Genomic DNA, 22,132 nt, shown 5'->3' with positions numbered 1-22,132 from the left:
CGGGAATAGCTCAGTTGGTAGAGCACGACCTTGCCAAGGTCGGGGTCGCGAGTTCGAGTCTCGTTTCCCGCTCCAAATTTGAAAGTACTTGTTAAGTACAAGCGCACCCAAGCGGGAATAGCTCAGTTGGTAGAGCACGACCTTGCCAAGGTCGGGGTCGCGAGTTCGAGTCTCGTTTCCCGCTCCAAATTTGAAAGTGCTTGTTAAGCACAGACGCACCCAAGCGGGAATAGCTCAGTTGGTAGAGCACGACCTTGCCAAGGTCGGGGTCGCGAGTTCGAGTCTCGTTTCCCGCTCCAATTCTTATCTACAGTAAAATTATCCACAACGAATATCGCGTTGGGGCACGTTTTGTTCCGCTTTCTTAGGATCCTTGTAAACAGACTTATCCACAGGGCGGTCCATTACTCCTGGAATGCAAAAAATTATACCTGACGCGTAGAATTTCTATAATCTACTGAAAAATATAGAAAAAAATAAGATTTCAAAACGTTAGCGTTATTGACTGTTCCTTTTTTCCCTCTTGAATCGCAATGTGTTTTTATTTTTATACACAGCCTGTGAATAATTCAGGCATCGCGCACCAGCCCTTTTTCAATCACCCTGACCAGACGCTGTTTTTTCGGTAGCTGCACTTCAATGATGCAGGCGTTGCGCTTTTCAATTTGTTGCGCAATCGCCCATTCGATATGCTCATCGAGAAGTGGATGCTCACCCTTGCGGCTTTCCAGCGCCGTAATGACGGCATTACTCCACGGCGCATTCCCCAGCGCGACGGCAACATTGCGCAGCCAGCGTAAATGACCAATGCGCCGAATCGCAGAACCTTCAGTGACTTTCAGAAACTGCGCTTCGCTCCAGCTAAACAACTCAAGCAAATCTGGGTTATGCAGCGCCTTGCGTGGGCTAAAATCTGCTTCGTCGGTCAACTGAGAGTAACGATTCCACGGACAGATAAGCTGGCAGTCATCGCAGCCGTAAATACGGTTGCCTATCAGTGGGCGAAATGCTTCCGGAATAGCGCCTTCCAGCTCAATGGTGAGATAAGAAATACAGCGCCGCGCGTCCACCGTATACGGTTCGACAATCGCCCCGGTCGGGCAAATGGTCATACAGGCGACGCATTTGCCGCAACCTTCCTCGACCGGCTGGTCGACCGGCAGCGGTAAATCAATCAACAATTCCCCCAGGAAAAAGAATGAGCCTGCCTCCCGATTAAGGATAAGTGAGTGCTTACCCGTCCAGCCAAGTCCGGCTTTTTCCGCTAATGGGCGTTCAAGAATAGGCGCAGAGTCGACAAACGGTCTAAAATTCAGCGAACCGCAGTACTGCTGGATCTGCTCGCCCAGTTTTTTAAGGCGGCTGCGTAATAGCTTGTGATAATCACGCCCCAGCGCATATCGGCTAACGTAGCCCAGCGTGGGATCCTTCAACGTACTGGCAAACGCGGCGTTGGCGGGCAGATAGTTCATGCGCACGCTGATGACACGTAGCGTACCGGGTAAGAGTTCATGAGGCCGGGCGCGCATCATACCGTGGCGCGCCATCCATGCCATCTCGCCGTGGTATTGTTTGTCCAGCCACGCCTGCAGCGCAGGTTCGGATGCGCGCAGATCGGTATCAGTAATACCGACCTGCTGAAAGCCCAGCTCCAGCCCCCACTGCTTAATATTTTGCGCTAACTGATTGAGATCGAGGGGCTTTGACATGATGGACCATAACATGAAGAAAAACCCTGTAAGTATACCACACTCCATTTGGCCCGCCGATGACATCAAACGGCTGGAACGCGATGCGGCGGATGCCTTTGGACTTACACTCTATGAATTGATGCTGCGCGCTGGCGACGCGGCATTTCGGGTAGCCCGTGACAGTTATCCTGACACCCGACACTGGCTGGTGTTGTGTGGTCATGGCAACAACGGCGGCGATGGTTACGTCGTGGCGCGACTAGCGCAAGCGGCGGGCATTAGCGTAACGTTGCTGGCGCAGGAGAGCGACAAACCGTTGCCTGAAGAAGCGGCGCAGGCGCGCGATGCCTGGCTGAATGCCGGCGGCATTATCCATGCTGCCGATATTATCTGGCCGGAAGCGACGGATCTAATTATCGACGCGCTGCTTGGCACCGGTATAGCCCAGGCGCCGCGCGACCCGGTAGCCGGTCTGATTGAACAGGCGAACGCCCATCCTGCGCCGGTTGTCGCCGTCGATATCCCGTCAGGCCTGCTGGCGCAAACGGGCGCCACGCCTGGCGCGGTGATAAGCGCCGCGCATACGGTCACGTTTATCGCCCTGAAACCAGGCCTGCTGACCGGCAAAGCGCGTGACGTTACCGGCATATTGCATTATGACGCGTTGGGACTGGAAGGCTGGCTGGCGAGCCAGACGCCGCCGCTCCGGCGTTTTGACGCGACGCAGTTGGGGCAATGGTTAACGCCGCGTCGACCGACCTCGCATAAGGGCGATCATGGTCGTCTGGCGATTATCGGCGGCGACCAGGGAACAGCGGGCGCGATTCGGATGGCTGGCGAGGCGGCGCTGCGTACGGGAGCTGGCTTGGTCAGAGTACTGACCCGCGGTGAAAACATCGCGCCGTTGCTGACGGCCCGCCCGGAACTGATGGTACATGAACTCACGCCTCAGTCGCTGGAAGAGAGCCTGACCTGGGCTGACGTTGTAGTGATCGGCCCGGGGCTTGGGCAGCAGGAATGGGGCAAAAAAGCCTTACAGAAAGTAGAAAACGTCCGTAAACCTATGCTGTGGGATGCGGATGCGTTGAACCTACTGGCAATCAATCCTGATAAACGTCACAATCGCGTGATTACGCCGCATCCGGGAGAGGCGGCCCGCCTGTTAGGATGTTCTGTGGCAGAAATTGAAAGTGATCGCTTACTTTCAGCACAGCGTCTGGTAAAACGGTATGGAGGCGTGGTCGTGTTAAAAGGCGCAGGAACGATCATTGCCGCTGAACACCACCCTCTGGCTATCATTGACGCTGGTAATGCGGGGATGGCGAGCGGCGGGATGGGCGATGTCCTGTCCGGCATCATCGGCGCATTGCTCGGACAGAAGTTTACCCCGTATGATGCGGCATGTGTGGGATGTGTGGCTCACGGCGCGGCGGCGGACTTACTGGCAGCGCGTTATGGCGCTCGCGGCATGTTGGCGACCGATCTTTTTACTACGCTGCGGCGTATTGTTAACCCTGATGTGATTGACGTAAACCATGATGAATCGAGTAATTCCGCTACCTGACGAACAGGCGACGCTAGACCTGGGGCAACGGGTAGCCAACGCCTGCGATGGCGCGACCGTTATTTATCTGTATGGCGATTTAGGTGCCGGTAAAACGACGTTTAGCCGGGGATTTTTACAGGCGTTAGGCCATAACGGTAATGTAAAAAGCCCCACCTATACGCTGGTAGAGCCTTATGCGCTTGATAACATGATGGTATATCACTTCGACTTATACCGTCTTGCGGACCCGGAGGAGCTGGAGTTTATGGGCATTCGCGATTATTTCGCCAACGACGCCATTTGTCTGGTGGAGTGGCCGCAACAAGGTAAAGGCGTTCTCCCCGACCCGGACGTCGAAATCCATATTGATTACCAGGTGCAGGGGCGTGAGGCTCGCGTAAGCGCGGTATCCTCATCGGGTCATTCGTTACTGGCGCGTTTAGCCGATTAGCTATAAAGGTGGCGGGATGATTTATCGCATCAAAAATGCCGTAATAGCAGCCTTAATCCTGCTGTGCGCGCAGGCGGGCGCCGCCAGTCTCTCTGATATTCAGGTGTCCAACGGCGAGCAGCAGGCGCGCATTACGCTGAGTTTTATCGGCGAGCCGGAATATGCTTACTCACAGGACGGTAAACGTACCGTGGCGCTGGATATCAGGCAGACCGGCGTGATTCAGGGGCTGCCGCTTCAGTTTAGCGGTAACAATCTGGTAAAAACGATCCGTGCTGGAACGCCGAAAGATGCGCAATCTTTACGGTTGCTTGTCGATCTGACGGAAAATGGTAAAACCGAGGCGGTGAAGCGGCAAAACGGCGGCAACTATACGGTCATTTTCACCATTAATGCCGATGTTCCGCCGCCACCGCCGCCTGTCGTCGCGAAACGGGTTGAAAGCGCGCCTCGCCCGACGGAGCCGGCCCGTAATCCGTTTAAATCTTCTGATGATCGCCTGACCGGCGTAACCAGCAGCAATACCGTTACGCGGCCTGCGGCGCGCGCGTCGGCAGGCGCTGGCGATAAAGTGGTGATTGCTATTGATGCCGGACATGGAGGCCAGGACCCCGGCGCTATAGGCCCGGGCGGTACGCGCGAGAAAAATGTCACCATCGCTATCGCGCGTAAGTTACGCACATTACTGAATAACGATCCGATGTTTAAAGGCGTGCTGACGCGTGACGGCGACTATTTTATTTCGGTGATGGGGCGGTCTGACGTGGCGCGTAAGCAAAACGCCAACTTCCTTGTCTCTATTCATGCGGATGCCGCGCCAAATCGCGACGCCACCGGCGCCTCCGTCTGGGTATTGTCCAATCGTCGCGCGAACAGCGAAATGGCAAACTGGCTTGAGCAGCATGAGAAGCAATCCGAACTGTTAGGCGGCGCTGGCGATGTGCTGGCGAACAGTCAGTCAGACCCTTACCTGAGCCAGGCGGTACTGGATTTGCAATTCGGTCATTCGCAGCGGGTAGGGTATGATGTGGCGACGAACGTGCTAAGCCAACTCGATGGCGTGGGGTCGCTGCATAAACGTCGCCCGGAACACGCGAGCCTGGGCGTGTTGCGTTCGCCGGATATCCCGTCCATTTTGGTGGAGACGGGCTTTATCAGTAATCACGGCGAAGAGCGATTGCTGGCGAGCGACCGCTATCAGCAGCAGATTGCTGACGCTATATACCGGGGGTTGCGTAAGTACTTTGCAGCGCATCCGATCCAGTCTGCGCCGCAGGGCGGCCCAGGCCAGACGGCCAGTACCAACCAGCCTGGCGTCATAACCGCCGCGAATTAAGGAGATTTCATGCCGATTCAGGTTCTGCCGCCGCAGCTTGCGAACCAAATCGCCGCTGGCGAAGTGGTGGAACGCCCTGCGTCGGTTGTTAAAGAGCTGGTAGAGAATAGTCTGGATGCAGGCGCCACCCGCGTTGATATCGACATCGAGCGTGGCGGCGCGAAGCTTATTCGTATTCGTGACAATGGCTGCGGCATTAAAAAAGAGGAACTGGCGCTGGCGCTGGCCCGTCATGCCACCAGTAAGATCGCCTCGCTTGACGATCTGGAAGCGATTATCAGTCTGGGATTTCGCGGCGAAGCGCTGGCCAGTATCAGTTCGGTCTCGCGTTTGACGCTAACGTCGCGCACGGCGGAGCAGGCGGAAGCCTGGCAGGCGTATGCGGAAGGGCGTGACATGGACGTAACGGTAAAACCCGCCGCGCACCCGGTCGGCACCACCCTGGAAGTTCTGGATCTCTTTTATAATACGCCCGCCCGGCGCAAATTCATGCGTACCGAAAAAACGGAATTTAATCACATCGATGAGATCATCCGTCGTATTGCATTGGCCCGTTTTGACGTCACGCTTAACCTGTCGCACAACGGCAAATTGGTACGGCAGTATCGCGCTGTCGCAAAGGACGGGCAAAAAGAGCGCCGGTTAGGCGCCATCTGCGGGACGCCGTTTCTCGAACAGGCACTGGCGATCGAGTGGCAGCATGGCGATCTGACCCTGCGCGGCTGGGTCGCCGATCCGAATCACACCACCACGGCGTTAACGGAGATCCAGTACTGCTATGTGAATGGCCGCATGATGCGCGACCGCTTGATCAACCATGCCATTCGCCAGGCCTGTGAAGATAAACTGGGCGCGGACCAACAGCCTGCGTTTGTGTTGTATCTGGAGATTGACCCGCATCAGGTGGATGTCAATGTTCATCCCGCCAAGCACGAAGTGCGTTTTCATCAATCCCGGCTGGTGCACGACTTCATCTATCAAGGGGTGCTGAGCGTTCTGCAACAGCAGACGGAAACGACGCTGCCGCTGGAGGAGATTGCGCCAGCGCCGCGGCATGTCCCGGAAAACCGTATCGCCGCCGGGCGCAACCATTTTGCTGTACCCGCCGAGCCAACTGCGGCGCGCGAGCCCGCGACACCGCGTTATTCCGGCGGCGCATCGGGCGGTAACGGCGGGCGTCAGTCCGCAGGTGGTTGGCCGCACGCGCAGCCAGGTTATCAGAAGCAGCAGGGCGAGGTTTATCGCGCGCTTTTACAGACGCCGACGACGAGCCTCGCGCCGGAGCCGGTTGCGCCTGCGCTTGACGGACATAGCCAGAGTTTTGGTCGCGTACTGACGATAGTCGGCGGTGACTGCGCGTTGCTGGAACACGCGGGGACTATCCAGCTCTTGTCGCTGCCGGTTGCGGAGCGTTGGCTGCGTCAGGCGCAGCTTACACCGGGTCAAAGTCCGGTTTGCGCGCAGCCGTTGCTGATTCCGCTGCGTTTAAAAGTGAGCGCCGATGAAAAAGCCGCGCTGCAAAAAGCCCAGTCTTTGTTGGGAGAATTGGGTATTGAATTTCAGTCAGATGCGCAGCATGTGACCATTCGGGCGGTGCCTTTACCCTTACGACAACAAAATTTACAAATCTTGATTCCTGAACTGATAGGCTACCTGGCGCAACAGACCACATTTGCAACGGCCAATATTGCACAATGGATAGCGCGTAATGTGCAGAGTGAACATCCGCAGTGGTCGATGGCGCAGGCCATATCGCTGCTGGCGGATGTTGAGTGGCTATGTCCGCAGCTGGTAAAAGCGCCGCCGGGTGGCCTGTTACAACCTGTTGATTTACATTCGGCGATGAACGCCCTGAAGCATGAATGATGTAAGCAAGGCGAGCCTGCCTAAGGCGATATTTTTGATGGGGCCGACGGCCTCCGGCAAAACGGCGCTGGCGATAGAACTGCGTAAAGTTTTGCCAGTAGAGTTGATAAGCGTTGATTCCGCCCTCATTTATCGGGGAATGGATATTGGCACGGCTAAGCCGAATGCCGATGAGCTGAAAGCGGCGCCGCATCGACTGCTGGATATACGCGACCCGTCACAGGCGTATTCGGCGGCGGATTTTCGCCGCGACGCGTTAGCGCAAATGGCGGAGATCACCGCTGCGGGGCGTATCCCGCTGTTAGTGGGCGGTACCATGCTGTATTTTAAGGCATTGCTGGAAGGGTTATCGCCGCTGCCTTCAGCAGATCCGGAAGTCAGATCCCGGATAGAGCAGCAAGCAGCGGAGCTTGGATGGGAGGCGTTGCATCAGCAACTTCAGGAGATAGATCCGGTTGCCGCCGCGCGAATTCATCCAAATGATCCGCAAAGACTTTCCCGAGCACTGGAAGTTTTTTTCATTTCGGGTAAAACTTTAACGGAGCTAACGCAAACGTCAGGAGACGCGCTACCGTACCAGGTGCATCAGTTCGCTATCGCCCCGGCGAGCCGTGAACTGCTCCATCAGCGCATTGAACTGCGTTTTCATCAGATGTTGGCTTCAGGTTTTGAAGCAGAAGTCCGGGCGCTTTTTGCCCGAGGAGATTTGCATACGGACTTGCCTTCCATCCGTTGTGTGGGATACCGCCAGATGTGGTCATACATTGAGGGCGAAATCTCATATGATGAAATGGTTTATAGAGGTGTTTGCGCCACGAGACAGTTGGCGAAGCGCCAGATGACCTGGTTGCGCGGTTGGGAAGGGGTGCGCTGGCTTGACAGTGAGAATCCCGATCGGGCGCGAAAAGAAGTATTACAGGTTGTTGGTGCTATCGCAGACTGAATGTGTACAATTGAGACGTATCGTGCGCAATTTTTCAGAATCGAAAGGTTCAAAGTACAAATAAGCATATAAGGAAAAGAGAATGGCTAAGGGGCAATCTTTACAAGATCCGTTCCTGAACGCATTGCGTCGGGAACGTGTTCCAGTTTCTATTTATTTGGTGAATGGTATTAAGCTGCAAGGTCAAATCGAGTCCTTTGATCAGTTCGTGATCCTGTTGAAGAACACGGTCAGCCAGATGGTTTATAAGCACGCGATTTCTACTGTTGTCCCGTCTCGCCCGGTTTCCCATCACAGCAACAATGCCGGTGGCGGCGCCAGCAATAACTACCATCACGGTAGCAACGCGCAGGGTTCTACTGCGCAACAGGACAGCGAAGAGACTGAATAAGTTCACGCGCTGTTTATCCATGTCGGGGGCGTCGGATAATCGCCCCCGCTGGTTATTAAGAGGGTTTACGCTTGTTTGACCGTTATGATGCCGGTGAGCAGGCGGTACTGGTACACATCTATTTTTCGCAAGACAAAGATATGGAAGACCTCCAGGAGTTTGAATCTCTGGTCTCTTCCGCCGGTGTCGAAGCAATGCAGGTGATTACCGGTAGCCGTAAAGCACCGCACCCGAAGTACTTTGTAGGTGAAGGTAAGGCAGTTGAAATTGCGGAAGCCGTGAAAGCGACTGGCGCAGCGGTCGTATTGTTTGATCATGCATTGAGTCCAGCCCAGGAGCGAAACCTGGAGCGTTTGTGCGAGTGCCGGGTTATCGATCGCACCGGTCTTATCTTAGATATTTTTGCCCAACGTGCGCGTACCCATGAAGGTAAGTTGCAGGTTGAGCTGGCGCAGCTACGCCATCTGGCTACGCGTCTGGTGCGTGGCTGGACCCACCTTGAACGTCAGAAAGGCGGGATTGGTTTGCGCGGTCCGGGTGAAACCCAGCTCGAAACCGACCGTCGTTTACTGCGTAATCGCATTGTGCAGATTCAGTCGCGCCTGGAGAAAGTTGAGAAGCAACGTGAGCAGGGGCGGCAGTCGCGCATCAAGGCCGACGTTCCGACGGTATCGCTGGTGGGCTATACCAACGCCGGAAAATCCACCCTTTTTAATCAGATCACTGAAGCGCGGGTCTATGCGGCAGATCAGCTATTTGCGACGCTGGACCCCACGTTACGTCGTATTGATGTAGCGGATGTCGGTGAAACCGTTCTGGCGGATACGGTAGGCTTTATCCGCCATTTACCGCACGATCTGGTGGCTGCCTTTAAAGCTACCCTGCAGGAGACGCGTCAGGCGACGCTGCTGCTGCATGTGGTCGATGCGGCGGATGTTCGTGTGCAGGAAAACATCGAGGCGGTAAACACCGTTCTTGAAGAGATTGACGCTCACGAAATCCCCACCTTAATGGTGATGAACAAAATCGATATGCTGGACGACTTTGAACCGCGTATCGACAGAGATGAAGAGAATAAACCCATCCGCGTTTGGCTTTCAGCGCAAAGCGGCGTGGGAATACCACAGCTTTTTCAGGCTTTGACGGAGCGTCTTTCCGGCGAGGTGGCGCAGCATACGCTGCGTTTGCCGCCGCAGGAAGGGCGTCTGAGAAGCCGGTTTTATCAGCTTCAGGCAATAGAAAAAGAGTGGATGGAGGAAGACGGTAGCGTCAGTCTGCAGGTACGAATGCCGATTGTCGACTGGCGTCGCCTCTGTAAACAAGAACCGGCGTTGATCGAATACGTGATCTAGACGCGAAGTCATTCAGGTCGTATTGAAGCGGTAGCTGAGAGAATTTCAGGAGCTCACAACGAAGTGACCTGGGGTAAAAAAGCCGCCACTCAGGACGCAGCCTGAAAGATGATGTCTGTAACGGCGGTTCGTCTGAAGCATGGAGTAATTTCGCCTTATCCTCTGAGGTCGAAAGACAACGGGGATCACCGCATAACAAATATGGAGCACAAACATGGCGTGGAATCAGCCCGGTAATAACGGACAGGACCGCGACCCGTGGGGAAGCAGCAAACCTGGCAGCAACTCTGGGGGAAATGGAAACAAAGGTGGCCGCGATCAGGGACCTCCCGATCTGGATGATATCTTCCGTAAGCTGAGTAAAAAACTCGGTGGTTTTGGGGGCGGTAAAGGCACCGGTTCCGGCGGCGGTAGCTCATCGCAAGGCCCGCGTCCGCAACTGGGAGGCCGTATTGTCGCCATCGCCGCGGCGGCAGTAGTCATTATCTGGGCGGCCAGCGGTTTTTATACCATTAAAGAAGCCGAGCGCGGCGTTGTGACGCGTTTTGGTAAATTCAGCCATCTGGTAGAGCCAGGTCTGAACTGGAAGCCGACATTTATTGACGACGTTACGCCGGTGAACGTCGAAGCGGTGCGCGAACTGGCGGCGTCAGGCGTGATGCTGACGTCTGATGAAAACGTCGTGCGCGTTGAAATGAACGTGCAATACCGCGTCACCGATCCGCAGAAATATCTGTTTAGCGTGACCAGCCCGGACGATAGCCTGCGTCAGGCCACCGACAGCGCGCTGCGTGGCGTCATTGGCAAATACACGATGGATCGCATCCTGACCGAAGGCCGTACCGTTATTCGTAGCGATACCCAACGCGAGCTGGAAGAGACTATCAAACCGTACAACATGGGGATTACCCTGCTGGACGTGAACTTCCAGGCTGCGCGTCCGCCGGAAGAGGTGAAAGCCGCCTTTGACGACGCGATTGCCGCACGTGAAAACGAGCAGCAGTACATTCGTGAAGCGGAAGCGTATACCAACGAAGTTCAGCCGCGCGCCAACGGTCAGGCGCAGCGTATTCTGGAAGAGGCACGCGCCTATAAAACCCAGACTATCCTGGAAGCGCAGGGTGAAGTCGCCCGGTTTGCGAAGATTTTGCCGGAATATAAAGCCGCGCCGCAGATTACACGCGAGCGTCTGTATATTGAAACGATGGAAAAAGTGCTGAGCCATACCCGTAAAGTACTGGTTAACGACAAGAGCGGTAATTTAATGGTGCTGCCGTTAGATCAGATGCTGAAAGGCGGGAATGCGCCGGCGGCAAAGAGCGACAATAGCGCCAGCAACCTGCTGCGCCTGCCGCCGTCCACAAAGTCTAACGCCAGCGGAGCAAGCAACACGTCGTCCTCAAATCAGGGCGATATTATGGACCAACGCCGCGCGAATGCGCAGCGTAACGACTACCAGCGTCAGGGGGAATAACGATGCGTAAGTCAGTTATTGCGATTATCATCATCGTGCTGGTAGTGCTCTACATGTCCGTCTTTGTGGTCAAAGAGGGCGAGCGCGGCATTACGCTGCGTTTTGGTAAAGTTCTGCGTGACGATGAGAACAAACCGCTGGTTTACGCGCCGGGTCTGCACTTTAAGATCCCGTTTATTGAATCAGTGAAAATGCTTGATGCGCGTATCCAGACGATGGATAACCAGGCCGATCGCTTTGTGACTAAAGAGAAGAAAGACCTGATTGTCGACTCCTACATCAAATGGCGTATCAGCGACTTTAGCCGTTACTATCTGGCGACCGGCGGCGGCGATATTTCGCAAGCCGAAGTGCTGTTAAAACGTAAATTCTCGGACCGTTTGCGTTCTGAGATTGGTCGCCTGGACGTAAAAGACATCGTGACCGATTCTCGTGGTCGTCTGACTCTGGAAGTGCGCGACGCGCTGAACTCCGGTTCAGCCGGTACCGATGATGAAGTAGCGACCCCGGCGGCGGATGACGCGATTGCCGAAGCGGCGGAACGCGTCACGGCGGAAACCAAAGGTAAAGTACCGGTCATCAACCCGAACAGTATGGCGGCGTTGGGTATCGAAGTGGTCGATGTGCGTATTAAGCAGATCAACCTGCCGACCGAGGTTTCTGAGGCGATTTACAACCGTATGCGCGCCGAGCGTGAAGCGGTCGCGCGTCGTCATCGTTCACAAGGTCAGGAAGAAGCGGAAAAACTGCGTGCGGCTGCTGACTATGAGGTGACGAAAACTCTGGCGGAAGCCGAGCGTCAGGGGCGTATCATGCGTGGTGAAGGTGATGCTGAAGCCGCGAAGCTGTTTGCCGACGCGTTCAGTCAGGACCCTGATTTCTACGCGTTCATTCGTAGCCTGCGCGCTTACGAGAAGAGCTTCGAAGGTAATCAGGACGTGATGGTACTGAGCCCGGACAGCGATTTCTTCCGCTACATGAAGACACCGAGTTCGACGACACGCTAAAATAGCGTCAGCGGTTTTAGACCAGCAAAACCACCGCATCCAAAGGATGCCGGTGGTTTTCTTTTATAAGGGCGATAAATGAATTCAACAATCTGGTTGGCGCTTGCTCTGGTATTAGTCCTCGAAGGGCTGGGACCGATGTTGTATCCCGGCGCATGGAAAAAAATGGTTTCGGCACTGGCGCAACTGCCGGAAAATGTTTTACGTCGTTTTGGCGGCGGACTTGTGGTCGCGGGAGTTGTGGTCTACTACATGTTGAGGAAAACGATTGGCTGAGCAAAAAGTGGTCGGATTTGCCGCAGATTGAGTGCAAAAAGTGCTGTATATCTGAAAAAGCGATGGTAGAATCCATTTTTAAGCAAACGGTGATTTTGAAAAATGGGTAACAACGTCGTCGTACTGGGCACCCAATGGGGTGACGAAGGTAAAGGAAAGATCGTCGATCTTCTGACTGAACGGGCTAAATATGTTGTACGCTACCAGGGCGGTCACAACGCAGGCCATACTCTCGTAATCAACGGTGAAAAAACCGTTCTCCATCTTATTCCATCAGGTATTCTTCGCGAGAATGTAACCAGCATCATCGGTAACGGTGTTGTGCTGTCTCCGAGCGCGCTGATGAAAGAGATGAAAGAACTGGAAGACCGTGGCATCCCCGTTCGTGAGCGTCTGCTGCTGTCTGAAGCTTGTCCGCTGATCCTTGATTATCACGTTGCGCTGGATAACGCGCGTGAGAAAGCGCGTGGCGCGAAAGCGATCGGCACCACCGGTCGTGGAATCGGGCCTGCTTATGAAGATAAAGTGGCACGTCGCGGTCTGCGTGTTGGTGACCTTTTCGACAAAGAAACCTTCGCTGAAAAACTGAAAGAAGTGATGGAATATCACAACTTCCAGTTGGTTAACTACTACAAAGCTGAAGCGGTTGATTACCAGAAAGTTCTGGATGATACGATGGCTGTTGCCGACATCCTGACTTCTATGGTTGTTGACGTTTCGGACCTGCTCGACCAGGCGCGTCAGCGTGGCGATTTCGTCATGTTTGAAGGTGCGCAGGGTACCCTGCTGGATATCGACCACGGTACTTATCCGTACGTAACTTCTTCTAACACCACTGCAGGTGGCGTGGCGACCGGTTCCGGCCTGGGCCCGCGTTATGTTGATTACGTTCTGGGTATCCTCAAGGCTTACTCCACTCGTGTAGGTGCAGGTCCGTTCCCGACCGAACTGTTTGATGAAACCGGCGAGTTCCTCTGCAAGCAGGGTAACGAATACGGCGCCACTACCGGCCGTCGTCGTCGTACCGGCTGGCTGGACACCGTTGCCGTTCGTCGTGCGGTACAGCTGAACTCCCTGTCTGGCTTCTGCCTGACCAAACTGGACGTGCTGGATGGCCTGAAAGAGGTGAAACTCTGCGTGGCTTACCGTATGCCGGATGGTCGCGAAGTGACTACCACTCCGCTGGCAGCTGACGACTGGAAAGGTGTAGAGCCGATTTACGAAACCATGCCGGGTTGGTCTGAATCCACCTTCGGCGTGAAAGATCGTAGCGGCCTGCCGCAGGCGGCGCTAAACTACATCAAACGTATCGAAGAACTGACCGGCGTGCCGATTGATATTATTTCTACCGGCCCCGATCGTACTGAGACGATGATTCTGCGCGATCCGTTCGACGCGTAATTGATGGATGATGCCCGGTAACGCTACGCTTACCGGGTCTATGATGAGTACGCATTTGATAGCCGGATAAGATGCTTTGCATCACCCTTCGGTTCAAATGCGTCATTGTTCCCCGCTTTTTTCCTTCCTGAACCGAAATAAATTAGCAGCCTGACAGGTGGCTGGTTTATCATCAATACAGATAAGTTATATCCCGTTTTCCCTTTTCCTGAGGTTGATGTGCAGTTAACGAGTTTCACCGATTACGGCTTACGTGCGCTAATCTATATGGCGTCGTTACCAGATGGACGAATGACCAGCATTTCTGAGGTGACAGAAGTCTACGGTGTGTCCCGTAATCATATGGTCAAAATTATCAATCAGCTTAGCCGGGCGGGCTTTGTCACCGCCGTTCGGGGAAAAAATGGCGGTATCCGCCTGGGTAAACCGGCTAATACTATTTGTATTGGCGATGTGGTGCGTGAGCTGGAACCCTTATCACTGGTCAACTGTAGCAGCGAGTTTTGCCACATCACCCCTGCCTGTCGTCTGAAACAGGCGCTTTCTAAGGCCGTGCAGAGTTTTCTCAAGGAGCTGGATAACTACACGCTTGCCGATTTGGTTGAAGAGAATCAACCGCTTTATAAATTATTACTGGTGGAGTGAAGTAAACTTCATTAGAGATGACAATGGAGGAACCTCAATGTCACAAGATCCTTTCCAGGAACGCGAAGCAGAAAAATACGCGAATCCTATCCCGAGCCGGGAATTTATCCTCGAACATTTAACGAAACGTGAAAAACCGGCCAGTCGCGAAGAACTGGCCGTAGAACTGAATATTGAAGGCGAAGAGCAGCTTGAAGCCTTGCGTCGCCGCCTGCGCGCGATGGAGCGCGACGGACAACTGGTCTTTACCCGCCGCCAATGCTATGCGCTGCCGGAACGCCTCGACCTGCTGAAAGGCACCGTGATCGGTCATCGTGATGGTTACGGTTTCTTACGTGTCGAAGGCCGCAAAGACGATTTGTATCTTTCCAGCGAGCAGATGAAAACCTGTATTCATGGCGATCAGGTGCTGGCGCAGCCGCTGGGCGCCGATCGTAAAGGTCGCCGCGAAGCGCGTATCGTCCGTGTACTGGTACCGAAAACCAGTCAGATAGTCGGACGTTATTTCACCGATGCGGGCGTCGGCTTTGTAGTGCCGGACGACAGCCGTCTCAGCTTCGACATTCTTATCCCGCCAGAAGACGTCATGGGCGCGCGGATGGGGTTCGTGGTCGTGGTTGAACTGACCCAACGTCCAACTCGCCGTACTAAAGCGGTAGGGAAAATCGTCGAAGTGCTGGGCGACAATATGGGCACCGGTATGGCGGTTGATATGGCGCTGCGTACCCATGAAATACCTTACATCTGGCCGCAGGCGGTAGAGCAGCAGGTCGCCGGGCTGAAAGAAGAGGTGCCGGAAGAGGCGAAAGTCGGTCGTGTCGATCTGCGCGATTTGCCGCTGGTCACGATTGATGGCGAAGATGCCCGTGACTTTGACGACGCGGTTTACTGTGAGAAAAAACGCGGCGGCGGCTGGCGTTTGTGGGTCGCTATTGCTGACGTGAGCTATTATGTACGGCCGCCAACGCCGCTGGATCGCGAGGCGCGCAATCGCGGCACGTCGGTTTACTTCCCGTCACAGGTTGTCCCAATGTTGCCGGAGGTGCTCTCCAACGGCCTGTGTTCGCTAAACCCGCAGGTTGACAGGCTGTGTATGGTCTGTGAAATGACCATCTCGGCGAAAGGTCGGCTGACCGGCTACAAATTCTATGAAGCGGTGATGAGCTCCCATGCGCGTCTGACCTATACCAAAGTCTGGCATATGCTGCAGGGCGATCAGGATCTGCGTGAACAATATGCGCCGCTGGTGAAGCATATTGAAGAGCTGCACAACCTCTACAAAGTGCTGGATAAAGCGCGTGAAGAGCGCGGGGGGATCTCGTTTGAGAGCGAAGAGGCGAAGTTTATCTTTAACGCCGATCGTCGCATTGAGCGTATCGAACAGACCCAGCGTAATGACGCACATAAGCTTATCGAAGAGTGCATGATCATGGCGAATATCTCGGCGGCGCGCTTTGTCGAAAAAGCTAAAGAGCCGGCGTTATTCCGTATTCATGATAAGCCCACCACCGAAGCGATCACCTCATTCCGCTCCGTACTGGCGGAGCTGGGGTTGGAGCTGCCGGGCGGAAATAAACCGGAACCGCGTGATTATGCCGAACTGCTTGAATCGATTGCCGACCGGCCGGACGCCGAAATGCTGCAAACTATGCTGCTGCGTTCAATGAAGCAGGCGATTTACGATCCGGAAAACCGCGGGCACTTTGGCCTGGCGTTGCAGTCTTATGCGCACTTTACCTCGCCGATTCGCCGCTATCCGGATCTTTCTTTGCACCGCGCCATTAAGTACCTGCTGGCGAAAGAGCAAGGGAACAAGGGCAACACCACAGAAACGGGCGGTTATCACTACTCGATGGAAGAGATGTTGCAGCTCGGCCAGCACTGTTCGATGGCGGAACGCCGCGCTGATGAAGCGACGCGTGATGTCTCCGACTGGCTGAAATGTGACTTTATGCTGGATCAGGTAGGCAACGTCTTTAAGGGCGTGATTGCCAGCGTCACCGGTTTCGGCTTCTTTGTCCGTCTTGATGAACTGTTTATCGATGGGCTGGTACACGTTTCCTCACTGGATAACGATTACTATCGCTTCGATCAGGTAGGGCAACGTCTGATTGGCGAGTCCGGCGGGCAGACATATCGCCTGGGCGACCGGGTCGAGGTACGCGTCGAAGCGGTGAATATGGACGAACGGAAAATTGACTTTAGCCTGATCTCCAGCGAGCGCGCACCGCGTAACGTCGGCAAAACGGCGCGTGAAAAAGCGAAAAAAGGTGAAAGTAAAAACGCCGGTAAACGTCGTCAGGTAGGTAAAAAAGTTAACTTCGAGCCTGATAGCGCCTTCCGCGGCGAGAAAAAAGCGAAGCCGAAAGCAGCGAAGAAAGACGCGAGAAAAGCAAAAAAGCCATCGGCTAAAACGCAGAAAATAGCCGCAGCGACCAAAGCGAAGCGTGCGGCGAAGAAAAAAGCGGCAGAGTGAGCAATACCCTCTTCAAACAGAAGAGGGTGAATTATCTGTAGGCCGGGCAAGCGTAGCGCCCCCGGCAAAACGTAAACAATGAGTACATTAATGAGCGAAATGATTTACGGCATCCACGCAGTGCAGGCCCTGCTGGAGCGCGCCCCTGAACGTTTTCAGGAAGTCTTTATTTTAAAAGGCCGTGAAGATAAACGTCTGTTGCCGCTGATTCACGCCCTTGAGTCCCAGGGCGTGGTTATCCAGCTGGCAAACCGCCAATATCTCGACGAGAAAAGCGACGGTGCCGTGCATCAGGGTATTATCGCTCGCGTGAAACCAGGCCGGCAGTATCAGGAAAACGATCTGCCGGATCTGATCGCATTACACGATCGCCCCTTTTTGTTGATCCTCGATGGCGTCACCGATCCGCATAATCTTGGCGCCTGTCTGCGCAGCGCCGATGCCGCAGGCGTACATGCGGTAATCGTGCCGAAAGACCGCTCCGCGCAACTTAACGCGACGGCGAAGAAAGTCGCCTGCGGCGCAGCGGAAAGCGTGCCATTGATCCGCGTCACCAACCTGGCGCGCACGATGCGCATGTTGCAGGAAGAGAATATCTGGATTGTCGGAACGGCGGGCGAGGCTGACCATACGCTGTATCAGAGCAAAATGCCTGGCCGCATGGCGCTGGTCATGGGCGCAGAAGGTGAAGGTATGCGTCGTCTGACCCGTGAGCACTGCGATGAGCTGATCAGCATTCCTATGGCTGGTAGCGTGTCGTCGCTGAATGTCTCTGTGGCGACCGGGATTTGTCTGTTTGAAGCCGTTCGCCAGCGAACCTGACGCTAATAGTATTTTTTAAGAAAAAACCATCCATAATCGGATGGTTTTTTTTTATCTCTGGCTGGTAATATAAAAAGAAAAACCCACCCTGTAATTTCTTTTATTTATAAAAATGAGATAGAGATAAAAATATGGCATGGACTCCACGGACGCTGGCGGATGCATTAAACAACATCGCCGAATTAGATATTGATATAGAAAATAATGAATCCTCATTAATAATAAAAATGAATGATTATGGCGATTTACCACTGGCGGTTTTATTTACCTCGCAACAAATAGTTATCGAGACTTATATCTGTCCGGTAAATACGATTAGAGATACCGCGGAATTTAATCTTTTCTTACTGAGAAATCAGAAGGTTTTACCGCTGTCTTCGGTCGGTATTACCCAGGTAAAACAGGAGGAATATTATGTCGCTTTTGGCGCGTTGTCGTTAAATTCGTCGCTTGCCGACGTGACGCTGGAAATCACCACGCTTGTAGAAAATGCGTTGGATATCGCTGAAATAACACAAGTCTATTCACAGGAATAATACAGGCGGCTTACATGGGAATTTTAAAAAGTTTGTTCACGTTAGGTAAATCATTCGTTGCTCAGACAGAAGAGGCCATTGATGAAGCACAGGGTGTACGTATGCTGGAGCAGCATATTCGCGACGCAAAAGCCGAGCTGGATAAAGCGGGTAAATCCAGAGTGGATTTATTGGCGCGGGTGAAGCTAAGCCATGACAAGCTGAATGATTTACGTGAGCGTAAAGCCAGCCTTGAAACACGGGCGTTGGCGGCAATGAGTAAGAATGTCGACGCCGCTTTACTCAACGAAGTGGCGGAAGAGATAGCCTGTCTGGAAAATGCCATTCTTGCCGAAGAACAGGTGCTGACTAATCTGGAAGCCTCTCGCGATGCGGTGGAAAAGGCAGTAACGGCGACAGGCCAGCGGATTGCGCAGTTTGAGCAGCAACTTGAAGTGGTTAAGGCGACAGAAGCCATGCAGCGCGCCCAGCAGGCGGTGACGACTTCGACCGTCGGAGCCGCGTCGAATGTGTCTACGGCGGCGGAGTCGCTTAAACGTTTACAAACGCGTCAGGCTGAACGCCAGGCCCGGCTGGATGCCGCCGCGCAGCTGGAAAAAGTCGCCGATGGACGCGACCTGGACGAAAAACTGGCGCAGGCCGGTATTGGCGCAACCAACAAAAGCTGCGCCCAGGATGTGCTGGCGCGCTTGCAGCGTCAACAAGGCGAGTAATGCTCTTTACATGGATGGTCAAAACCTGCCAGCGGCATTTGTCCAGACTGACCTGGCCTGTTTATCGGGCAGTATCTGCTTTGTTATCGGTAGCGCGAAAGCGCGCTACCGTGCTGAGCTCGTCGCTTTCATACGAGACGGCACATGAATGCGCGATCTCAAATGGCATTATGCCTAACGACAATCGCATTCTGGCTGAAGAGGTCGCATGGCAAGAGATAGAGGTTCCCCTATGATGCAATTTTTTCAGCGTTTGCTCGGTAAAACAAGCGCGCCAGCGCCGATTCGCGGACCATTAGGATTACATCTTAACGCCGGTTTCACGCTGGATACGCTGGCATTCCGGCTACTGGAGTCGTCGTTGCTGGTGGCGCTACCGGGTGAAAAATACACTGTCGCGGCAGTTAGTCGCATAGATTTAGGCGGCGGCAGTCAGATTTTTCGCTACTACACCTCTGGCGATGAGTTTCTACAAATTAACACCACTGGCGGCACGGGTGTTGACGACATTGATGACATCAAACTTTTTGTATATGAGGAAAGTTTCGGTATTAACGAGGAACGCCACTGGCGTTCAGCCATTGCGCCAGCGGCAATAGGGCCGATGACGCTCAACTGGCAAGAACGGCGCTGGCAACGCTTTTTTAACCATGAAGAGCCGGGCAATATTGAACCTGTCTACATGCTGGAAAAGGTTGAAAATCAGCAGGCAGAGAAATGGGACGTTCACAATTTTACGATGGGCTTCCAGCGCCAGGTGATGGACGACGCCTGGGAGTATCTTCTATTGAACGGGGAAGAATCATTTAACGAGCGCGGTGAGCCTGAATGGGTGTTTTCACGCGCCCTCGGCGTGGATATCCCGCTCACCTCACTGACGGTTATTGGTTAAGCACATACAGGGAAATTATGCATATACTGGACGCATTACTGGCTTTCTGCGCCTATTTTTTTATTGGCGCGGCAATGGTCATCGCATTTCTTTTTATTTACTCAAAGATAACACCGCATAATGAATGGCAGTTGATAAAAAATAACAATACTGCGGCATCGCTGGCCTTTAGCGGTACGTTGCTGGGCTATGTCATCCCCTTATCCAGCGCGGCGATAAACTCGGTCAGCATCCCGGACTATTTTGCCTGGGGCGGCATTGCGCTGGTGATTCAGCTGCTGATTTATGGCTGCGTAAGGTTATACATGCCTACGCTGAGCGAAAAAATTATTCATCACAACGTGGCGGCGGGGCTATTTATGGGAACCGCAGCGCTGGCTGGCGGTATTTTTAACGCTGCCTGTATGACATGGTAACGGAAGATCATGGCAAAAAAACGAAAATCCAGAAGCACATCCGGCGTAGGCCATTCGGCAATAAGACGGATAGCCGAACCGGTTAATCCCTTTGAGCGGCAACGAAATCGCTACACGCCAAAATGCCTGACGCTGGCGATTATGGGCGGAGCGGCCTTTTTTCTCCTGAAAGGGTGCGGTGATGGCGGCAATACTGACAACGACGGCGATGGGACGTTTTACGCCACGGTGAACGACTGTATTGACGATGGCAATAGCGCCAGCGTTTGCGCTGACGGCTGGAATAATGCGAAAACAGAATTTTACGCGAATGTGCCTAAGCAATTGACGCAGGAGAGCTGTCAGTCGCAGTTTGGCGATTGCTACTTTGATAGCACCGATCGGAGTTGGGTTCCGGTATTAAGCGGCTTTTTGCTCAGCCGCGCGATTCGTCAAAACCGTGACGAACAATACATCTATAGCAGCGGCGGTTCATCCTACGCCTCCCGTCCCGTCTGGCGCACCACGTCCGGCGATTATGCGTGGCGCAGCGGTACAGGGAAAAGCGATACCGCGACCAGCCCTGGTTATACGACACGGAAAGCGTCCACCGTCTCCCGCGGCGGCTATGGCCGTTCTTCCAGCGCCCGCGGGCACTGGGGAGGCTAACCATGCTACGACATAACGTACCGGTACGCCGGGATCTGGATAAGATCGCCTGCGATCACGGTTTTGACTTTCATGTTATCGATAACGAAATTTACTGGGATGAAAGCCGGGCCTACCGTTTTACATTACGGCAAATTGAAGAACAGATCGAAAAACCGACCGCAGAGCTTCATCAGATGTGTCTGGAGGTTGTCGAGCGGACCGTCCGGGATGAGCAGATCATGCAGCAGTTGGCGATCCCGCCATTGTACTGGGATGTCATCGCCGAAAGTTGGCGCAGCCGCGATCCTTCGCTTTACGGACGGATGGATTTCGTCTGGTGCGGCAAAGATCCGGTTAAATTGCTGGAATACAACGCGGATACGCCGACATCGCTCTATGAATCCTCCTACTTTCAATGGCTATGGCTGGAGGATGCTCGTCGTAGCGGCGCCATTCCGCGTGATGCCGATCAATACAACGCGATACAGGAGCGGCTGATCGCCCGCTTCAGCGAGCTGTACAGTCGGGAACCGCTCTACTTTTGCTGTTGTGAAGATACCGACGAAGATCGCACGACGGTGCTGTACCTTCAGGATTGCGCGCAGCAGGCGGGCCAGGAAACGCGATTTATCTATATTGAAGAACTGGGGCTTGGCGTAGGCGGCGTGCTGACCGATCTGGACGATAACGTGATTCGCCGCGCCTTTAAGCTCTACCCGCTGGAGTGGATGATGCGCGACGACAACGGCCCGCTGTTGCGAAAACGTCGTGAGCAATGGATTGAGCCATTGTGGAAAAGTATTCTGAGTAACAAAGGGCTGTTGCCGTTATTGTGGCGCTTTTTCCCTGGCCATCCGAATCTGCTGCCGGCCTGGTTTGAGGGCGAAAAATCGCTCGCAGCGCCAGGTGAAAGCAGCGTGCGGAAGCCGATTTATTCACGTGAAGGCGGCAACGTCACGATTTTCGACGAGCGGCAAAATGTTATCGATCATGCCGACGGCGACTACGCTGACGAGCCGATGATTTACCAGGCGTTTCAGCCTTTGCCGCGCTTTGGCGATAGCTATACGCTGATTGGCAGTTGGATCATTGACGATGAAGCCTCCGGAATGGGGATTCGCGAGGACAATACGCTGATTACCAAAGACACTTCCCGTTTCGTCCCACATTATATTGCCGGTTAATCATACTTTTGTGATCTTGCTCCGGCGTCAATGGCGCAGTCATGACCATACTTGACTTCAGCGCCATTGAAGGAGGGAGACACC

The 22,132-nt window shown here is 54.0% G+C and carries 21 protein-coding genes, 2 tRNA genes and 1 pseudogene; 23 read left to right on the top strand and 1 reads right to left on the bottom strand.

Going from position 1 to position 22,132, the window contains the following annotated elements; translation table 11 throughout:
- The first annotated feature begins 111 nt into the window (after positions 1 to 111).
- Positions 112 to 187, top strand: a tRNA-Gly gene (locus tag ACLJZ5_RS15335).
- A gap of 36 nt (positions 188 to 223) precedes the next feature.
- A tRNA-Gly gene (locus tag ACLJZ5_RS15330) sits at positions 224 to 299 on the top strand.
- 270 nt (positions 300 to 569) lie between these two features.
- Here the strand turns inward: ACLJZ5_RS15330 and queG are convergent.
- Positions 570 to 1,709, bottom strand: a complete 1,140-nt coding sequence (gene queG / locus ACLJZ5_RS15325; RefSeq protein ID WP_001670426.1) for a tRNA epoxyqueuosine(34) reductase QueG — start codon at positions 1,707 to 1,709, stop codon at positions 570 to 572.
- On the opposite strand from queG, the gene nnr reads away from it, so the two are divergent.
- From nnr to ACLJZ5_RS15220, 21 genes and pseudogenes are all read left to right on the top strand, one after another.
- Positions 1,708 to 3,255, top strand: a complete 1,548-nt coding sequence (gene nnr, locus ACLJZ5_RS15320) for a bifunctional ADP-dependent NAD(P)H-hydrate dehydratase/NAD(P)H-hydrate epimerase (protein WP_000968675.1) — start codon at positions 1,708 to 1,710, stop codon at positions 3,253 to 3,255. The genes queG and nnr overlap by 2 nt on opposite strands.
- Positions 3,227 to 3,688 (top strand): tRNA (adenosine(37)-N6)-threonylcarbamoyltransferase complex ATPase subunit type 1 TsaE, encoded by a 462-nt coding sequence (tsaE, locus tag ACLJZ5_RS15315; RefSeq protein ID WP_024797373.1) that lies wholly within the window; start codon positions 3,227 to 3,229, stop codon positions 3,686 to 3,688. Before nnr ends, tsaE begins: the two co-directional genes overlap by 29 nt.
- Positions 3,689 to 3,704: 16 nt before the next feature.
- Positions 3,705 to 5,024, top strand: a complete 1,320-nt coding sequence (amiB, locus tag ACLJZ5_RS15310; RefSeq protein ID WP_024797374.1) for an N-acetylmuramoyl-L-alanine amidase AmiB — start codon at positions 3,705 to 3,707, stop codon at positions 5,022 to 5,024.
- Between the two features lie 9 nt (positions 5,025 to 5,033).
- Positions 5,034 to 6,890: a DNA mismatch repair endonuclease MutL gene (gene mutL / locus ACLJZ5_RS15305; protein ID WP_024798547.1), complete on the top strand. Its 1,857-nt coding sequence runs from the start codon at positions 5,034 to 5,036 to the stop codon at positions 6,888 to 6,890.
- Positions 6,883 to 7,833, top strand: a complete 951-nt coding sequence (miaA, locus tag ACLJZ5_RS15300; protein WP_001000734.1) for a tRNA (adenosine(37)-N6)-dimethylallyltransferase MiaA — start codon at positions 6,883 to 6,885, stop codon at positions 7,831 to 7,833. The genes mutL and miaA overlap by 8 nt, the downstream gene beginning before the upstream one ends.
- An 82-nt stretch (positions 7,834 to 7,915) precedes the next feature.
- Positions 7,916 to 8,224 carry an RNA chaperone Hfq gene (gene hfq / locus ACLJZ5_RS15295; protein ID WP_001051875.1) on the top strand — a complete coding sequence of 103 codons (309 nt, stop codon included), beginning with the start codon at positions 7,916 to 7,918 and terminating at the stop codon, positions 8,222 to 8,224.
- Between the two features lie 71 nt (positions 8,225 to 8,295).
- Positions 8,296 to 9,576 (top strand): ribosome rescue GTPase HflX, encoded by a 1,281-nt coding sequence (gene hflX / locus ACLJZ5_RS15290; RefSeq protein WP_000460338.1) that lies wholly within the window; start codon positions 8,296 to 8,298, stop codon positions 9,574 to 9,576.
- 214 nt (positions 9,577 to 9,790) lie between these two features.
- Positions 9,791 to 11,050 carry an FtsH protease activity modulator HflK gene (hflK, locus tag ACLJZ5_RS15285; protein WP_000312505.1) on the top strand — a complete coding sequence of 420 codons (1,260 nt, stop codon included), beginning with the start codon at positions 9,791 to 9,793 and terminating at the stop codon, positions 11,048 to 11,050.
- A 2-nt stretch (positions 11,051 to 11,052) separates the two neighbouring features.
- Positions 11,053 to 12,057 (top strand): protease modulator HflC, encoded by a 1,005-nt coding sequence (hflC, locus tag ACLJZ5_RS15280; RefSeq protein WP_001232417.1) that lies wholly within the window; start codon positions 11,053 to 11,055, stop codon positions 12,055 to 12,057.
- A 78-nt stretch (positions 12,058 to 12,135) separates the two neighbouring features.
- A complete protein-coding gene (locus tag ACLJZ5_RS15275) occupies positions 12,136 to 12,333 on the top strand; it encodes a DUF2065 domain-containing protein (protein WP_001089290.1) in 198 nt (65 codons plus the stop codon).
- Between the two features lie 102 nt (positions 12,334 to 12,435).
- Entirely contained in the window at positions 12,436 to 13,734 is a 1,299-nt protein-coding gene (gene purA, locus ACLJZ5_RS15270) for an adenylosuccinate synthase (protein ID WP_000527972.1), read from the top strand.
- A gap of 219 nt (positions 13,735 to 13,953) precedes the next feature.
- Complete coding sequence (gene nsrR / locus ACLJZ5_RS15265) at positions 13,954 to 14,379, top strand: nitric oxide-sensing transcriptional repressor NsrR (protein ID WP_001177632.1); 426 nt, start codon at positions 13,954 to 13,956, stop codon at positions 14,377 to 14,379.
- A 37-nt stretch (positions 14,380 to 14,416) separates the two neighbouring features.
- On the top strand, positions 14,417 to 16,855 hold the full coding sequence (gene rnr / locus ACLJZ5_RS15260) for a ribonuclease R (RefSeq protein WP_000076354.1): 2,439 nt from the start codon (positions 14,417 to 14,419) through the stop codon (positions 16,853 to 16,855).
- Between the two features lie 90 nt (positions 16,856 to 16,945).
- Positions 16,946 to 17,677 carry a 23S rRNA (guanosine(2251)-2'-O)-methyltransferase RlmB gene (gene rlmB, locus ACLJZ5_RS15255; RefSeq protein ID WP_001293274.1) on the top strand — a complete coding sequence of 244 codons (732 nt, stop codon included), beginning with the start codon at positions 16,946 to 16,948 and terminating at the stop codon, positions 17,675 to 17,677.
- 131 nt (positions 17,678 to 17,808) lie between these two features.
- The gene (locus ACLJZ5_RS15250; RefSeq protein ID WP_000312605.1) at positions 17,809 to 18,213 is read left to right on the top strand and encodes a YjfI family protein; all 405 of its coding nucleotides are present in this window, start codon (positions 17,809 to 17,811) and stop codon (positions 18,211 to 18,213) included.
- Between the two features lie 14 nt (positions 18,214 to 18,227).
- Entirely contained in the window at positions 18,228 to 18,926 is a 699-nt protein-coding gene (locus ACLJZ5_RS15245; protein WP_410958970.1) for a PspA/IM30 family protein, read from the top strand.
- Positions 18,926 to 19,013: pseudogene (locus tag ACLJZ5_RS15240) on the top strand (hypothetical protein); the annotation flags it as partial. The gene ACLJZ5_RS15245 and the pseudogene ACLJZ5_RS15240, both read left to right, overlap by 1 nt.
- Positions 19,014 to 19,134: 121 nt before the next feature.
- Positions 19,135 to 19,818 (top strand): YjfK family protein, encoded by a 684-nt coding sequence (locus tag ACLJZ5_RS15235; RefSeq protein WP_077914045.1) that lies wholly within the window; start codon positions 19,135 to 19,137, stop codon positions 19,816 to 19,818.
- 17 nt (positions 19,819 to 19,835) lie between these two features.
- The gene (locus tag ACLJZ5_RS15230) at positions 19,836 to 20,234 is read left to right on the top strand and encodes a DUF350 domain-containing protein (RefSeq protein WP_000547736.1); all 399 of its coding nucleotides are present in this window, start codon (positions 19,836 to 19,838) and stop codon (positions 20,232 to 20,234) included.
- A 9-nt stretch (positions 20,235 to 20,243) separates the two neighbouring features.
- On the top strand, positions 20,244 to 20,882 hold the full coding sequence (locus tag ACLJZ5_RS15225) for a DUF1190 domain-containing protein (protein WP_024797780.1): 639 nt from the start codon (positions 20,244 to 20,246) through the stop codon (positions 20,880 to 20,882).
- Between the two features lie 2 nt (positions 20,883 to 20,884).
- Entirely contained in the window at positions 20,885 to 22,048 is a 1,164-nt protein-coding gene (locus tag ACLJZ5_RS15220) for a glutathionylspermidine synthase family protein (protein ID WP_024797779.1), read from the top strand.
- The last annotated feature ends 84 nt before the right edge of the window (positions 22,049 to 22,132 follow it).

The organism is Salmonella sp. 5800 (assembly GCF_046558195.1).
Classification (GTDB): Bacteria; Pseudomonadota; Gammaproteobacteria; order Enterobacterales; family Enterobacteriaceae; genus Salmonella; species Salmonella enterica.
Note: the sequence above shows the minus strand (reverse complement) of the source record. Positions and strands in the feature narration are given on the sequence as shown.

Bases quoted from the DNA above. Each gene is read 5' to 3' on its own strand.
- nnr (WP_000968675.1), top strand. From the start codon at position 1,708: ATGATGGACCATAACATGAAGAAAAACCCTGTAAGTATACCACACTCC.
- queG (WP_001670426.1), bottom strand. From the start codon at position 1,709: ATGTCAAAGCCCCTCGATCTCAATCAGTTAGCGCAAAATATTAAGCAG.
- tsaE (WP_024797373.1), top strand. From the start codon at position 3,227: ATGATGAATCGAGTAATTCCGCTACCTGACGAACAGGCGACGCTAGAC.
- amiB (WP_024797374.1), top strand. From the start codon at position 3,705: ATGATTTATCGCATCAAAAATGCCGTAATAGCAGCCTTAATCCTGCTG.
- mutL (WP_024798547.1), top strand. From the start codon at position 5,034: ATGCCGATTCAGGTTCTGCCGCCGCAGCTTGCGAACCAAATCGCCGCT.
- miaA (WP_001000734.1), top strand. From the start codon at position 6,883: ATGAATGATGTAAGCAAGGCGAGCCTGCCTAAGGCGATATTTTTGATG.
- hfq (WP_001051875.1), top strand. From the start codon at position 7,916: ATGGCTAAGGGGCAATCTTTACAAGATCCGTTCCTGAACGCATTGCGT.
- hflK (WP_000312505.1), top strand. From the start codon at position 9,791: ATGGCGTGGAATCAGCCCGGTAATAACGGACAGGACCGCGACCCGTGG.
- hflC (WP_001232417.1), top strand. From the start codon at position 11,053: ATGCGTAAGTCAGTTATTGCGATTATCATCATCGTGCTGGTAGTGCTC.
- ACLJZ5_RS15275 (WP_001089290.1), top strand. From the start codon at position 12,136: ATGAATTCAACAATCTGGTTGGCGCTTGCTCTGGTATTAGTCCTCGAA.
- purA (WP_000527972.1), top strand. From the start codon at position 12,436: ATGGGTAACAACGTCGTCGTACTGGGCACCCAATGGGGTGACGAAGGT.
- rnr (WP_000076354.1), top strand. From the start codon at position 14,417: ATGTCACAAGATCCTTTCCAGGAACGCGAAGCAGAAAAATACGCGAAT.
- rlmB (WP_001293274.1), top strand. From the start codon at position 16,946: ATGAGCGAAATGATTTACGGCATCCACGCAGTGCAGGCCCTGCTGGAG.
- ACLJZ5_RS15250 (WP_000312605.1), top strand. From the start codon at position 17,809: ATGGCATGGACTCCACGGACGCTGGCGGATGCATTAAACAACATCGCC.
- ACLJZ5_RS15245 (WP_410958970.1), top strand. From the start codon at position 18,228: ATGGGAATTTTAAAAAGTTTGTTCACGTTAGGTAAATCATTCGTTGCT.
- ACLJZ5_RS15235 (WP_077914045.1), top strand. From the start codon at position 19,135: ATGGCAAGAGATAGAGGTTCCCCTATGATGCAATTTTTTCAGCGTTTG.
- ACLJZ5_RS15230 (WP_000547736.1), top strand. From the start codon at position 19,836: ATGCATATACTGGACGCATTACTGGCTTTCTGCGCCTATTTTTTTATT.
- ACLJZ5_RS15225 (WP_024797780.1), top strand. From the start codon at position 20,244: ATGGCAAAAAAACGAAAATCCAGAAGCACATCCGGCGTAGGCCATTCG.
- ACLJZ5_RS15220 (WP_024797779.1), top strand. From the start codon at position 20,885: ATGCTACGACATAACGTACCGGTACGCCGGGATCTGGATAAGATCGCC.